General features: G+C 64.4%; 9 protein-coding genes, 3 tRNA genes and 1 pseudogene. 12 read left to right on the top strand and 1 reads right to left on the bottom strand.

Annotation, left to right across the window (positions count from 1 at the left end):
- Positions 1-69 precede the first annotated feature (69 nt).
- The 6 genes from F1609_RS32020 to F1609_RS31995 all read left to right on the top strand — a co-directional run bounded on the left by F1609_RS32020 (position 70) and on the right by F1609_RS31995 (position 2,631).
- A tRNA-Gly gene (locus tag F1609_RS32020) sits at positions 70-145 on the top strand.
- 56 nt (positions 146-201) lie between these two features.
- Positions 202-277, top strand: a tRNA-Gly gene (locus tag F1609_RS32015).
- A gap of 67 nt (positions 278-344) precedes the next feature.
- A tRNA-Cys gene (locus tag F1609_RS32010) sits at positions 345-418 on the top strand.
- A 132-nt stretch (positions 419-550) separates the two neighbouring features.
- A complete protein-coding gene (locus tag F1609_RS32005; RefSeq protein ID WP_167081646.1) occupies positions 551-901 on the top strand; it encodes a hypothetical protein in 351 nt (116 codons plus the stop codon).
- 432 nt (positions 902-1,333) lie between these two features.
- The gene (locus F1609_RS32000) at positions 1,334-1,669 is read left to right on the top strand and encodes a hypothetical protein (RefSeq protein WP_167081644.1); all 336 of its coding nucleotides are present in this window, start codon (positions 1,334-1,336) and stop codon (positions 1,667-1,669) included.
- The gene (locus tag F1609_RS31995; protein ID WP_167081642.1) at positions 1,666-2,631 is read left to right on the top strand and encodes a hypothetical protein; all 966 of its coding nucleotides are present in this window, start codon (positions 1,666-1,668) and stop codon (positions 2,629-2,631) included. Before F1609_RS32000 ends, F1609_RS31995 begins: the two co-directional genes overlap by 4 nt.
- A 71-nt stretch (positions 2,632-2,702) precedes the next feature.
- Here F1609_RS31995 and F1609_RS31990 read toward each other — a convergent pair whose 3' ends face one another.
- Positions 2,703-2,888 (bottom strand): hypothetical protein, encoded by a 186-nt coding sequence (locus tag F1609_RS31990; RefSeq protein WP_167081640.1) that lies wholly within the window; start codon positions 2,886-2,888, stop codon positions 2,703-2,705.
- 737 nt (positions 2,889-3,625) lie between these two features.
- Here F1609_RS31990 and F1609_RS31985 point away from each other — a divergent pair.
- From F1609_RS31985 to F1609_RS31960, 6 genes and pseudogenes are all read left to right on the top strand, one after another.
- Positions 3,626-6,802, top strand: a complete 3,177-nt coding sequence (locus F1609_RS31985) for a TonB-dependent receptor (protein ID WP_196785514.1) — start codon at positions 3,626-3,628, stop codon at positions 6,800-6,802.
- A gap of 153 nt (positions 6,803-6,955) precedes the next feature.
- Positions 6,956-10,267: a GH92 family glycosyl hydrolase gene (locus F1609_RS31980; protein ID WP_167081638.1), complete on the top strand. Its 3,312-nt coding sequence runs from the start codon at positions 6,956-6,958 to the stop codon at positions 10,265-10,267.
- A gap of 120 nt (positions 10,268-10,387) precedes the next feature.
- The gene (locus tag F1609_RS31975) at positions 10,388-10,780 is read left to right on the top strand and encodes an AGE family epimerase/isomerase (protein ID WP_167081636.1); all 393 of its coding nucleotides are present in this window, start codon (positions 10,388-10,390) and stop codon (positions 10,778-10,780) included.
- The gene (locus tag F1609_RS31970) at positions 10,777-13,215 is read left to right on the top strand and encodes a GH92 family glycosyl hydrolase (protein ID WP_370661698.1); all 2,439 of its coding nucleotides are present in this window, start codon (positions 10,777-10,779) and stop codon (positions 13,213-13,215) included. Before F1609_RS31975 ends, F1609_RS31970 begins: the two co-directional genes overlap by 4 nt.
- 285 nt (positions 13,216-13,500) lie before the next feature.
- Positions 13,501-13,896 (top strand): hypothetical protein, encoded by a 396-nt coding sequence (locus F1609_RS31965; RefSeq protein WP_167081634.1) that lies wholly within the window; start codon positions 13,501-13,503, stop codon positions 13,894-13,896.
- Positions 13,897-14,371: 475 nt separating this feature from the next.
- A pseudogene (locus F1609_RS31960) lies at positions 14,372-14,644 on the top strand (transposase); the annotation flags it as partial.
- Between the last annotated feature and the right edge of the window lie 124 nt (positions 14,645-14,768).

Raw genomic sequence — 14,768 nt, 5'->3', positions numbered from 1 at the left:
GTCCAGATCATCTATAATGCCGCCCTGTCGTGACGATGTTGTCACGATGCTGTAACGATGTTGTAGCACGCGGGAGTAGCTCAGTTGGTAGAGCGCAACCTTGCCAAGGTTGAGGTCGAGAGTTCGAGACTCTTCTCCCGCTCCAGTTTGTTCTGGGTCAGGCAGGCAGTAGCGGTACATAGTAAGATGCAAGACTCCAATGCGGGAGTAGCTCAGTTGGTAGAGCGCAACCTTGCCAAGGTTGAGGTCGAGAGTTCGAGACTCTTCTCCCGCTCCAGAATTCAAAAGGGAAGCATCGCTTCCTTTTTTTGTCACCCCACCGGGGGTGGCGCAGCAAAGTTTCTGGCGAGGTAGCAAAGAGGTTATGCAGCGGCCTGCAAAGCCGTTTAGACGGGTTCGATTCCCGTCCTCGCCTCCAGAAAATCAAGGACTTGGCTCACTCTGAGCTGGTTCGAACAGGGTTCGCACCTCCCGGCACGGGAGGTGCGCCTCCCTGACAACGGCCTACTGGCCGTTTGACTTTTCAGCGTTTGAATCCTGTCTTGGATTCATGGCCCCGATAAAAACCACTCCCTCAGGTACCGTTCAGCTCAGCGTGAAGAGCAAGCTGTTGCCCAAAACATTCTGGGCCACGTTTGACACTTTCGACGAAGCACAGCGCTATGGGCAACAGCTTGATGGCTTGCTGGCGCAAGGCATCGTGCCAACAAGTCTGCTCGAGCCGCGCAAAGGCCCGTCGACATCGTGGTCGCTCAAGCGCTGTATCGCTGAGTACGTCCGTGCAAACACTTTACCGGTATCGGAAACCAAGCTACTCGGCACCGTTGAAAATCAGATGCTGGGGGTCACAAGCGCCAATATGAATTTCGATTGGGCTGTGCGTAAGCTCAAGTTCGCTTAGCTTGAGGTGAATACGCAAACTCTTCGAATGGCAATGCAACAGGGGAAAGCAGGTACGATATACCGTCCTCTTCCTGTTTAACGTGCCAAATCACAACGCCGACAGGAGCTATGCGAATTGACCGCAGAGATCTCGTACACCGCCTTGCTCCAGAAATCTCTACAAGTTGAACGGCAGTAATGGTGATACATTCTCGGGTCTATGTTTCCCCCATGAGGGTCCGGCAGCATTGAGCCGTCTCCCTTGAATTGAACGCGGACTTGATCGTATGCCGACATGAACCCCTACCACCCGCCAGTACCATCCCAAGCCAGGCCGGATTCGTTTAGCTGGCGCGCGTCGCTGATCGGTGGCGCGGCCGCTATTGGCGGAATGGCTACCCTGGGAACCGCAGTCGCTAACGCCTCGCTCTGGATATATATCCAGTCCGGAATGACTATCGAACAGGCATACGCGGCGATATCGCTCAGTTATTTCTCAATCAATGCCGTGCTCAGTGGGCTGGTACAAATTGCATCCGCTTACTCCGGCGGGTACGTGGCCGCGAAATATGGCGGGGGTGGCCCCACCGCGCAGTCTGCCGTGGCAGGACTGATCGCGGACACGTTTTTCCTCATCATGCTAACAGGGCCGGGTGCGACCCAGCCGTCCATCGGCTTCTTCGCATTGTCAATGGCATTGCCGGTCGCCGCCGCGCTGGCCGGCGGCATGGCCTGGTCTCGTGCGGCGTCCAAGTCCCACGGCGGTCCGCCGGAAGGTGCCGCATGAGCGGCAGCGCAGCGACACCACGAACTGCCGATGAGCGTTTCTACGAGATCCATGACTGCATCGTGCAGGACGGCGTAGTTTCCGATTTAGAAGATTCCCCTTTCCTGCTCGCGACGCGCTGTTTTGCCGCGCTGCTGCCAGGAGGGCCGAAGAAGACAAGCAAGAATACGCCCGGCTGCGCACCGGAGCAGCTGTGGGACCCGGAAGGCAGGTTGCACCTCGTGGGATATGACGGCGAGCCGTCAAAATCGCACACCAGGCTTGGCGTACGCAGCGACGAAAAGGGTGTCTACGTCACGCGCAAAAACAGATCAGCGCTGGAGTTGTTGACACGCTGGCTGCCGTGGAAAGCGTACAAGGACACCCTCAGTTCGATGGTGCCGGCATCGTCCTGGGGGGCGAGCCTGCACCGCCTGCTCGACGACGCTCGATGGCAGACGCTGCGCAGTAAAACGTTCGCGGCCTGCGGTCATCGCTGCGAGGTCTGTGGTGCCGCCGGCCCGCTGGAATGCCACGAATTGTGGAGCTACAACGAACCAATGCGCATCGAATCATGCGGTGTCCAGCGGCTAGAAAAGCTGATCGGTCTGTACTCGGCCTGTCACGAGACGCAGCACCTTGGATTTGCGAAGATGTCGGGTCGCCTGGATCAGGCGCTCGCCCATCTTGCCTTGCTCAACGACTGGACTGAAGACCAAGTATCGCGGCACTACCGCGATTGCGCAGAGGAGTTTATGCGGCGCAGTCAGTCACGATGGATGCTCGACCTTGGCCATATTGACGTCGACATTACGGTGCGGCGCTGCTGGCAACTCAACGAAGGACTATGGCTTTCCACGCAAGGTCGCGCCGGGCCGGCCGTGACTAAGCTCCTTGCTGTCACGTGGCGGTCCGACGGCGAGCAGCACGGCTATGCCTCGAAGCTGAGCGTCAAACTGCTTCGCAATATGCCGCAGTCGTAATCTGCTACATGACCGTTGGCTCGCCTCACACGACCGATTACACTTCCTGCAAACGGCGCAACGTGCATTGCCTATTCAGCTAGCCCGCGTGTTTTAAGTAGCGCGAGGCAGTCGCCCGCCGGAACGCCGCGCGCCTCCAGTTCGGCGGCCCAGTCATGGGGACTTGCCGGCGGCGTCAACGCCGACAAATTGCCGACGGCCTCCAACAGCTCGCCGCGATAGGGAGACAGCTCGAGAACCGGGCCGGCAATGTCCATCACGTTGCGCCAGCGCGGCCACACGTCGCGCCAGTTTTAGCTTGTGGCGCTTTTCTTCATCGGCATGGATCGCCAGGGAGAAGGCTCGGGTGTCTCAGTGTAAAGCGGCGAAGCGCAGTCGACAAGGCCAAGTGCATCTGCGCAGTTTTTGGGACGGCACGGCGCCGTGTTCGGTGCACTACATATAAAAACCTTGACCAGGTTTGCTACTTCACAGACATAAAGGAAGTATTTGCGGCGGCGGATATCGCACCTCAGGATTATGACTGGTACGTCAGCGACATTGAAATGAATTTCACTCCCGACGCCGAGGCCCCGGCACGCCACGCTCCCAGACATTCCCTCGACCCGTGTTTACTAGACAACGCTAAACTTCACGCAAATCATGAAAGTTGATTGAAGGCTATTACATTCCCTAGTATAAATTTGCTTTGTTGAAATGCGAAACTTACCGGCATGCACATGATCCACCGCCGTTTAATAATCCGCGATTCTAGTTGCATTTAGCTTCGTGCACGCCGCGCGCAACGCAGTTGACGGTCTGCCAGGCCCAAGACAGTGCCGCGCTGGTTTCGCATCGAGCTTCAAGGTGGGTTCCGTTCCCGGTCGAGGCATCGGGTGGGATGGCAGACCCGCTTCGCCTTGCGGTGCGGGAGGCTGCGCCCGCTTGACGGACGCCTGACACTTGCTGCCGCTATAAAAGAAAGCCCGATACAGGGCACGATCAGGAGACCAACATGACTTCAAGAACCCATCACGCTTCCCGCCCGCGCTGCCGCGTCACGCCCATCGCCATGGCCGTCGGCCTCGCGTTGCTCTCGCTGTCGGGCGCCCATGCGCAAAACGCGCGGGCCGCCCAGCCTGCCCAGCCGCCCGCAGGGCAGCCGACTGCGACACCAACGCCGGTCGCGGCAACACCAGCCGAGCAGGACCCCGGCGCCGCCGCGACCAAAGTCGTGGTCACCGGTTTTCGCTACGCGATCGAGAAAAGCCTCGACCAGAAGCGCGAGGCCAATTCGATCGTCGAGGTCGTGACTGCCGAAGACGTCGGTAAATTCCCGGACAAGAACGTGGCCGACGCCCTGCAGCGCGTGCCCGGTGTCGTCGTCACCCGCAGCGGCGGCGAAGGCAAGAACGTCAGCGTGCGCGGCCTGTCGTCAGACCTGACCCTGACCCAGCTCAATGGCAACTACGTCGCCACCGCCGAATCGAACGGCGATCCGTCGCGTTCGTTCAACTACATGCTGATGCCGTCGAATATGCTCTCCAGCGCCGAGTTGTACAAGACGTCCGAAGCGCGCTTCGACGAAGGCGGCATCGGCGGCACGGTGATCCTGCGCACGCGCCGTCCGCTGGACGTCAAGTCGGGCTCCGGCTTCGTCAACGCCGAGGGCACCTGGGCCGACACCACCAAAAAGACCGACCCCCAGTTCTCCGGCCAGTACGCCTGGCACGACGAGAGCAACCGCATCGGCATGTTGGTCGGCTACACCCAGCAAAAGCGTACCACGCGCACGATGGGCGCCAGCACCGAGAACTGGCAGTGGTATGCCGACAGCTACAAGACGCAGCCGCCGGTCGGCGCGGACGGCAAGCCATCGAACCTCAATTCGTTCTGGTGGGGCCAGTCGGGCTTCTACGACCAGTCGGGCAAGTACTACAGCAAATTCGCGATGCCGACCTCGGTCAACCTGGACGTGCGTACCACCGAGCGCGAGCGCAAGGGCGGGCAGCTGACCCTGCAGTTCAAGCCGCTGCGCAACCTGAACATGACGGCCAACTACTTCCGCTTTGACCTGCAGCAAAATTCCCAGCTGAACCAGCTGAAGGTCCCGGAATGGAATATCGCCCGCTACGACGGCGACGGCAACTGGCCGGGCGGACGCCTGCTCGACGGCCTGAGCTTCGACCCGAGCGGCACCATCGTCACCGGCGCGCAGTACAGCGCGCATCCGGGCAAAAAGTATTACTGCAACAGCGCGCAGGCCGGCGCGGGCGGCCTGGCCAATACCGGCGGCTTCGGCCCCGACGACTGCACCGTCCCGACACCGCAGATCACTGGCGGCTACAGCCGCGAGCGCGCGCTCTCGCAGACCGCCGACCTCGACATAGAATGGAAGGGCGCGTCGATCGACGCCACCTTCAAGGGCGGCCGCACCTGGGCCAAAGGCGGTCCGGAACTGCAGTTCGGCATGCCGATCAAGCCGCGCATGCAAAATGCGGACAGCAGCTGGGTACTCGGCAACAGCGCGACCGCGTGGGACGTGTCGGGCACGCCGTCCATGACCTTCGCGCCGCAACTGATGCAAAACCTGCGCAACGGCATCGGCGAGATCGACCTGGGCTCGACCTCGTCGTCGTGGACCCGCAACAGCACCAAGCAGGACTACGCCCAGGCCGACCTGACCTGGCATGCCGACAGCAACTGGCTCGACTCGGTCCAGTTCGGTACCAAGTACCGTGACGGCGGCACCAGCCGCAGCACCGGCAACAACTACTGGGCCTGCAAGGGGCTCGACGCCGGCCAGTACGACAACCGCTACCAGAACGGCTGCGATGCGACGGCCAACAAGTTCCGTCCCGAATTCCTGTACGGCGAGTCGCTGGGCAACCTGACGGGCGGCCTCAAGGCCAGCGCCTTCCCGGCCATTAACTACCCGGCCTACATCTCGCACCTGAACCAGACCTATGGCCAGATGCAGACCCGGAACGAAGACAATTTCATTTACAACGTGAATGAAAAGATCATGTCGGCGTACCTGCAGGCTAACTTCAAGACCGATCGCCTGCGCGGCAACCTGGGCTTGCGCGTGGTGCGCACCCGGCAGCACGCCGATTCGACCGACAAGGTCGACTACTACAACGACTATTTCTTCGACGGTCCGGACGGCACGCCGGCACCTTGCCGCGCGGGTGGCCTGCCTGCCGCCGGCGCGCCCGCCGGTTCGGGCTGCACCAGCGGCTTCACGGTGGTGCCGGACAGCCAGACCAATCCGGCCACCGGCCACGTCTCGACCTATGTGGTCAGCTCGCTCGAACGCAAGTACACCGACGTGCTGCCGAGCCTGAACGTCGCCTACGACCTCAGCGACACCGTGCTGCTGCGCGGCGCGGCCTCGAAGGTGGTGGCGCGTCCGAGCTACAACGACATCGGTGCGCCAGGCGCGCTGAACTACTACGGCCAGGAATACGTCAACGACCGCCGCCTGATCGGCGGGGGCGACCGCCAGGGCTGGTTCGGGGAGGGCAGCAACAAGGATCTCGAACCGTACCAGGCCACCCAGTACGACCTGGGCGTGGAGTGGTATTTCCAGCGCGGCTCGGTGCTCGGCGCCGGCGTGTTCCGCAAGAACGTCCAGAACTTCGCGGTGCCTGTGGTGCGCGACGTCAACCTGAACATCGGCGGCGAATCGATCGCGGTGCAAAATTACGCCACCAGCGCCGGCGGACGCGACGCGGTATCGAAAGGTGTCGAGCTGTACGCCCAGCACACCTTCGGCAATGGCGTCGGCTTCCAGGTCAACTACACGTACAACAAGACCAACCAAGCCGCCATCACCCTGGCCGACGGCACCGAGATCGGCACCTCGCCGCTGGTGGGCAGCGCCAAGAACCAGGCCAACGCGACCCTGTTCTACTCGACCGACAAGCTGATGCTGCGTGCGTCGTACAACCGGCGCGGCCAGGTGGTCAACGGCCTGATGAACGGCTTGAACGTGTATGAAGAGCCGTTCAGCCAGGTCGACCTGAATGCGGCGTATAACTTCACGCCGGAACTGAGCCTGACCGCGTCGATCCTGAACGCGACCGCGGAAGAATCGCGTTCCTACCTGGGCAGCGACACCAAGGCGCGCTTCTACGCCAACAGCTACGCCGGCCGCGTGGCGTATGTCGGCCTGAACTATAAGTTCTGAGTCCGCATCCACCCTCGCGGCGCCAGCGGCGCGGCGAGGGTGTTTTTTTTGTTCCGCGACCGCTGTCGACCCTGCCGCGCGCCGCCCTCGATCCGGGTTCGCTGGCCGCCGCCGCGCGGGCGGCCGTCCCACTCCACAGGAGATCGTCCTCACATGAACAACACGCACACCATCGTATCGACCGTGGCCATGCTGCTGGCCGGCGCCGCTGCCGCCGGCGCGGCCGAACCGCGTTTCTCGACCTCGTTCGAAGCGGGCCAGCCCGCGCCCGCCACCATGGCCGCCGAGGGCGTCAGGGTCGAACCCGGCGACGGCCCGGAGCGCCCCTATGCGGCCAAGCCGAAGGCCGGCTACAGCGGCGCGCGCGCGCTGCGCTACCGTGCCGCCGGCAAGGGCGGACGGCTGCAGCTGTTCCCGGTCGATATCGCGATCGGGCGCGCTACCACCCTGTCGTGGAAGGTGCTGCCGGAGATCGTCGACGGCGACATCGACTCCTCCACCGGCGTGGCGCTGGACCTGGTGCTCGACGACGGCCGCCGCATCTCCAGCCTGGACCTGCGCGACAACCACGGCGTGCGCGCCGATGCGGCCGCGCAGGCGCAGTCGCGCACGCTGTATCCGCAGCAGTGGGCGCACAAGGCGGTGCGGCTGGGCCAACTCGCCGGGCGGCGCATCAGGGCGATCGAGCTGGTGCTGCAGCCGACATCCGGAGCCGGCGCCAGCGGCTGGCTCGACGACATTGAGGTCACGCAGCAGGTGCGCAGCGCGGCAACGCGGCCGTCGGACCATGTCCTGACCACGCGCGGCACCCAGGCCAACGGCACTTTCTCGCGAGGTAACAACATCCCGGCCACGGCAACGCCGCACGGCTTCAACTTCTGGACCCCGGCCACCGATGCCGGCACCCTGAACTGGCTGTACCGCTGGAACGAGCAGAACGACGATGACAACCGCCCGCGCCTGCAGGCGCTCTCGCTGAGCCATCAGCCCAGCCCGTGGATGGGCGACCGCCAGAGCTTCCAGGTGATGCCGTCGAACGCCGCCGGCCAGCCCGACGCCGACCGCAAGCGCCGCGCGCTGTCGTTCTCGCACGAGAACGAAGTGGCGCGCGCCCACACCTACCGCGTCGACTTCGACAACGGCATCCGCGCCGAAATCGCGCCGAGCGAGCGCGCCGCGATCTTCCGTTTCCGCTTCCCGCAAGGGGGCGATGCCAATCTGCTGTTCGATAACGTCGACGAGCGCGGCGGCTTGACCTTCGACGCGGGCGCCCAGACCCTGCGCGGCTATACCGATACGCGCAGCGGGCTGTCGAACGGCGCCGCGCGCATGTTCGTGTTCGCGCGCTTCGACCAGTCCTGGCAGGATAGCGGCGCGATCGCCACCGGCCGTCCCACCGGCTACATCAAGTTCAAGGCCGACAAGGGCGAAGTGTGCATGCGCATCGCCACCTCGCTCATCTCGCTCGCACAGGCTGAGCGCAACCTCGCGCTGGAAATCGGCGACGCCGGCTTCGACACCGTGCGCGAGCGCGCGCAGGCCGCCTGGGATGCGGAACTGGGCCGGGTCAAGGTCGAGGGCGCGAGCGACGACCAGCTCACCACCGTCTATTCCAATCTCTACCGCCTGTTCCTGTATCCGAACGTCGCCCACGAAAACGTCGGCACCGCGCAGCGGCCCGACTGGCGCCACGCCGACCAGAGCGGCTGGTCGACGGCCAACACCGGCGGCGATGCCGTACGCACCTCGGCCCCCGTGGTGCCCGGCAAGGTCTACGTCAACAACGGCTTCTGGGACACCTTCCGCACCACTTGGCCGGCTTACACGCTGTTCGCGCCAACGCGCGCTGGCGAGATGGTCGACGGCTTCCTGCAGCAATACCGCGACGGCGGCTGGGTGGCGCGCTGGTCCTCGCCGGGCTATGCCGACCTGATGGTCGGCACCAGTTCCGACGTGGCCTTCGCCGACGCCTGGCTCAAGGGCGTGCGCGGCTTCGATGCGCACCAGGCCTACGAGGCGGCGCTCAAGAACGCCACCGTCGTGCCGCCCGTGTCGAACGTCGGGCGCAAGGGCCTGGAACGCTCGATGTACCGCGGCTACGCCGACGCCAGCGTCCATGAAGGCATGTCGTGGACGCTGGAAGGCGCGCTCAACGACTTCGGCCTGGCGCAGATGGCCACCGCCCTGGCCTTCGCCGAGGGCGACAGCGCGCGTGGCCGCCGCTACCGCGAGGAAGCCGCCTATTTCAAGGCGCGCGCCGCTGACTACGTGCACCTGTTCGACCCGGCCACCGGGTTTTTCCGCGGCCGCGACGCCAAGGGGCAATGGCGCGAGGCGGCCGGCACCTTCGATGCGCGCCGCTGGGGCGGCGACTATACCGAAGCGAATGCCTGGAATTTCGCCTTCACCGTGCCGCACGACGCCGAAGGACTGGCGGGCCTGATGGGTGGCCGCGCCGCGCTGGCCAGGCGCCTCGACACCTTCTTCGCCACCCCCGAAGCGGCCGATGCCAAATTCTCCGGCAGCTACGGCCAGGTGATCCACGAGATGACCGAAGCGCGCGACGTACGCATGGGGATGTACGCCCACAGCAACCAGCCATCGCATCACATCCCGTGGATGTATGTCGCCGCCGGCCAGCCCTGGAAGACGCAGAAGATCACCCGCGACATCGTGGCCCGCCTGTACCTGGGCAGCGAGATCGGCCAGGGATATGCCGGCGACGAGGACAATGGCGAGATGTCGGCCTGGTACACCTTCGCGATGATGGGACTGTATCCGCTGCGGATGGGGTCTCCCGAATACGTGATCGGTTCGCCGGCCTTTGCCCGCACTGACGTGCGTCTCGAAAATGGCCGCCTGCTATCGGTGATCGCGCACGGTAACAGCCCGGAGAACGTCTACGTGCAGTCGCTCAAGGTCAACGGCGCGCCCTGGAACAAAGCGTGGATCCGGCACGCCGACATTGCCGCCGGCGCCACCCTGGAATTCACGATGGGCAGCAAGCCGTCGGCGTGGGGCAGCGATGCCGGCGCCTTGCCCGCATCGATGACCAGCGCCGGACAACGCCCCGCCGGCCTGCGCGACCGCTCGCAAGACGCAGCCGTCACGGTCGACGGCAAGCGCGTCCCCGGGCCGCTGGTCGACGACGATGCAGCCACCACCGTGGCGCTGCCGGCCGGCGCGAACGTCGGCTTCACTTTGCCCAATGCCGCCACCATCGTTCACTACACCATCACCGGCGGGAAGGCGCCGGCGGGCACGCTGTCATGGACGCTGGAAGGGCGCGACGGCAGCGGCGCCTGGGTCGTGCTCGACACGCGCGAGAAGGAGCCGTTTGCGTGGGAGCGGCAGTTGCGCCCGTTCGGCGTCTCCAGGCCGGGCGCCTACCGGGAATACCGGCTGCGCTTTGCGCAAGGCACACCGTTCGAGCTGGCGGAACTGGAATTGCTCGAAGCGAGGTAAAGGCCCGTGCATGCGGCGTTGGCTACAACGCGCAAAACACATCCACATAACCGTGCCAGTCGAGACGAGCGTGCGCGCGAGCGGCTACGACGACTGGCGTACACCCGCCACCACATCACCATGACTACTTTTCCAAACTTTCGCAGCCGGGACGTGCTGCCCGGCCATGCGCGCCACACGATGCGCTTCTACCACCCGCGGGCGATCGATCCCGCCGGCGGCCTGTTCCACTATTTCAAGGACGACGGCACGGTCTATGACCGGCAGCACCGGCACTTGGTCAGCAGCTCGCGCTTCGTGTTCACCTGCGCGATGGCGTACCGCCAGTTCCAGGATCCGGCCCACCTCGATGGCCTGAAGCACGCGCTGCGCTTCCTGCACGAGGCGCACCGCGCCCGCGATGGCTGCGGCTATGCGTGGATGCTCGATGGCGGCAAGGTGGAAGTCGGCACCCCGCCGCCGCCCGCCGCCATGCATCAATTGTTCGAACTGCTTGAAGGAGAAGTATCGTGATACGACATCCCCGTTTTACCTCGCTGCGGCCGGTCCTGCGTCTCGCGCTGCTGGCGTGCATGCCGCTGGCCGTGCACTACCCCGCAGCCGCCGCCGGCGATACCACGCCGGTCAACACCTTCATCGGCACCCAGGACGAAGGCAACACCTTCCCCGGCGCCTCGGCCCCGTTCGGCATGATCCAGGTTGGCCCGATCGCCGGGCACTATGCCGGTTACCGCTACAGCGACAAGCTCATTCGCGGCTTCGGCCATTCTTTCCTGTCGGGCGCCGGCTGCTGGGAGCAGGGCGGGCAGCTGTCGGTGCTGCCGGTCACCGGCACCATCGGCCCGGGCGGCGACTTCGACACCGCCAGGAAGGACACGTTCGACCACCAGCGCTACGCCGCCGGGTACACCCATGCCGACGAAGTCGGCCAGGCCGGCTACTACAAGGTCAAGCTCACCAGCTATGGCGGCATCACGGCCGAGGCCACCGCGCTGACCCGCGCCGCCGCCGAACGCTACACCTATGCGAGCGGCACCACGACCGGCCATGTGCTGCTCAACGTGGCCCAGGCCAACGAACGCCATTCCGTCATCGGCAGTGAAGTCAGGGTGATCGACGATCGTAGCGTCGAAGGCAAGATCGTCACCAGGAGCTTCTGTGGCGGGGCCAAGTACACCACGTGGTTCCGCATGGTGTTCGACCAGCCGATCAAGGCCAGGGGCGTGTGGGACGATCGCGGCGGCTGGCCGGGCGCCAGTGGCCCCAGCCAGCAGGGCGAGGCCAAGCCGCATGGCGTCTGGCTGACGTTCGACCTCAAGAACGGACAGGCCGTCACCGCGGTCAGCGCGATCTCGCACGTGGACGCGCAAGGCGCGCGCATCAACCTGAACGCCGAAGGCATGGCGGACGGGCGCCTGATGACGTTCGACGCGATGAAGGCCAAGGCGCAGGCCAACTGGCAGCGCGAATTGAAGAGCGTGCGCATCGAGGGCGGCAGCACCGACGAGCGCACCGTGTTCTATACCGCGCTGTACCACGCGCTGCTGCAACCGCTGACCGGCAACGACGCCGACGGCCGCTACCGCGGCTACGACGACGCGATCCACACTGCCAAGGGCTGGACCTACTACGAGTTCTTCTCGCTGTGGGACACCTACCGCGCGCAGAACCAGCTGCTTGCGCTGCTGCGTCCGGAGCGCGCCAGCGATATCGCGACGTCGGTCCTGAAAATCCGCGAGCATGGCGGCTGGCTGCCGCGCTGGGGCTATGCAAACTTCGAAACCAACATCATGACGGGCGACCCGGTCACCCCGTTCCTGGTCGATCTGTGGCGCTTCGGCGCGCTCAAGGGCCGCGAAGCCGAAGCCTACGCCGCGCTGCGCGAGAACGCCTTCGGCATCCCGGCGCACGGGATTCGCCCGCAAGGCCGTTCGGGCAACCCGAATTACCTGAAACAAGGCTTCGTGCAGTACGACAGCAGCTTTGTCTCGAAAGGCATGGACACCGACCCGCACCACGGCGCCTCGGCGACCCTCGAGTACGCGCTGGCCGATGGCGCGCTGGCCGAGATGGCAAAGGCGCTCGGCCATGCGGACGACGCCCAGGTGCTGTCGCAGCGCGCCCTCAACTGGCGCAAGATCTGGGACGCCAATGCGGTCGACCAGGCGAGCGGCCAGCGCGGCTTCCCGCGTCCACGCCTGGCCGACGGCAGCTGGTTCGCCGACGTCGGCAGCGGGTTCGATCCGCGCGGCGACCACGGCTTCCACGAAGGCACGGCCTGGCAGTACCAGTGGCTGGCGCAGCAGGACGTGCCGGGCCTGGCGGCGGCGATGGGCGGGGCCCAGCAAGCTCTGGGCCGCCTCGACCAGTTCTTCGACTACGAGGCGGTGCGGGCCGACCCGAACGCGGTGCGCAAGTCGTGGGTGGTCGGGCCGTACAGCTACTATGCCCAGTTCCGCTACAACCCGAACAACGAGCCCGACCTGCATGCCCCATGGATGTACACCTTGATGGGCCAGCCGTGGAAGACCACCACCGTGCTGCGCGGCGCGGAAACGCTGTTTACCAATGGCCCCGGCGGCGTGACCGGCAACGACGACTTGGGCACCATGTCGGCCTGGTACCTGTTCAGCGCCCTGGGCATCTATCCGGACATGCCGGGCAGCGGCCGCTTCCTGCTGCACGCGCCGCGCTTCGCCCATGCCGAGATCGACCTGCCGCAAGGCCGCACCCTGCGCATCGAGGCGCCAGGCGCCAAGCCGGGTCAGAGCCGCTTCGTCAAGTCGGTGCGCTACGGTGAGCGCGCGGTGGAGCGCGTGTGGGTCGACTGGGAACAACTGCAGTCGGGCGGCGCCCTGAAGTACCAGCTTGCGCCGCAGCCGGACACCAAGGGCTGGGGCACGCGTGCCCGCGACCTGCCGCGTCCACCGGCCGGCATCGCGCCATAAGCGGCCGCAGCGCGGCACCAAGGCTCCCTGTGACGTAAGCAGGCGGCACGGGCACCAGCACGGGCCTGTCGCCGTCCTGTTCTTTATGGGGAACTGGCCGCGCCGCCTGCCGCGGATTCACCAATTTTATGTTCCATCATGCTGATATTGCCGTTCGTCGCTTCGTGCGGACCGCATCGGTCCGGTCGATTAAGCTGCTTACATCCGACTCCATCCGAGCCTTCGCTAATAATTTCCCATGGAAAAACGACAATAACCGATACAGACCTGACAACACCGAGCCAGTTGGGCAAGCTTATGCCCGGCATATTGTTCACAGCGCTATTCGCCACCGCCGCCGCCGCGTTGGCGCAAACGACGCCGACCGATGGCGAGGCCTTGCACGCCGAACTGCACCAGCACTATCCGTCGCTCACCTGGGTCGGGCGGTATCGTCAAGCTTACCCCGCCGAGGCGCAAGGCGATACCGCCTTATGGCGTGGCGGCCCGGCGCCGGCGCTCGATTCCAGCGCCAGGATCGTCGATGCCTTGGCCGCACTACCAGATCAGCACGTGCCGATCTTGGGCTGCCTGTGCCTGCCGCCGACGCCATTGCTGGCCATTCCAGCGTTCGGCTGGCAGAAGTTCAGCGATATCTGCGGGGGCAAGTGCCCAACCCTATCCGCGCCCTGTCTCTACTGAAGCACGCCGTGCGAGCCGAGCGCGGTATCGCGGCCCAGTACCTGCTCGCGCTCCCTCCCGGTGAATCAGGCGCTCCGCACGCCCGGACTTCCATACGCGACGCAGCACCACTGCAGATCAGCTCTGCGGACAAGCTCCGCAGCCAGTTTGCCGAAAGCGGTATTAGTGCATGAAGACCGCGCTTGACCCGTGGGACGATGTCGAGATGCTGGCCGAGCGCCTGCGGTACATTCTGATCCGGTGGCACCCGCCAACCGGGCGGGCGGCGCCGAGGAAAATCACGGTGCAATCAGTTTTGGATCGCCGTTGACATCTAGCGCCAAATGCGATTCCAAAAGGTGCCAGGCGTGTCTGCTTTGCTTGGGGCTGGAGAAGGGGTGATCGGGAACTGAAGGAGGGGTGATCGGGAACTGAATCGGGATTGAATCGCCCCGGGTTTGAAGGAGGCTCCAATATTTGAGAAAATGGAGCCACCATGAAGAAATCGAAATACTCCCCAGAAGTGATGGAGCGCGCCGTGCGCATGGTCGAGGAGGCTGGCGACCAGTACGAGTCGCAGTGGGCGGCCATCACATCTATAGCGGCCAAGATTGGCTGTACCGCGGAAACGCTACGTCGCTGGGTTCGCCAGCATGAGCGCGACACAGGTAAGCGGGAAGGTCCCACCACGGCCGAAACCGAGCGGGTCAAAGCGCTGGAGCGCGAAGTTCGTGAACTACGCAAGGCAAATGAGATCCTGCGCTTGGCTAGGAGTCTGCGCGGCAGAAACTGATGCAATCCGAATGGTGACGAGGTAAACTTGTCAAATGACGACGAGCTACCTTCCATACGATCAGCATCAGCAAATGCTGCTTCCCCATGCTTTGCAAGAC

The organism is Massilia aquatica, from assembly GCF_011682045.1.
Taxonomy (GTDB): Bacteria; Pseudomonadota; Gammaproteobacteria; order Burkholderiales; family Burkholderiaceae_D; genus Telluria_A; species Telluria_A aquatica.
The sequence above is the reverse complement of the archived record's forward strand: the minus strand, read 5'-3'. Positions and strand labels throughout refer to the sequence as shown.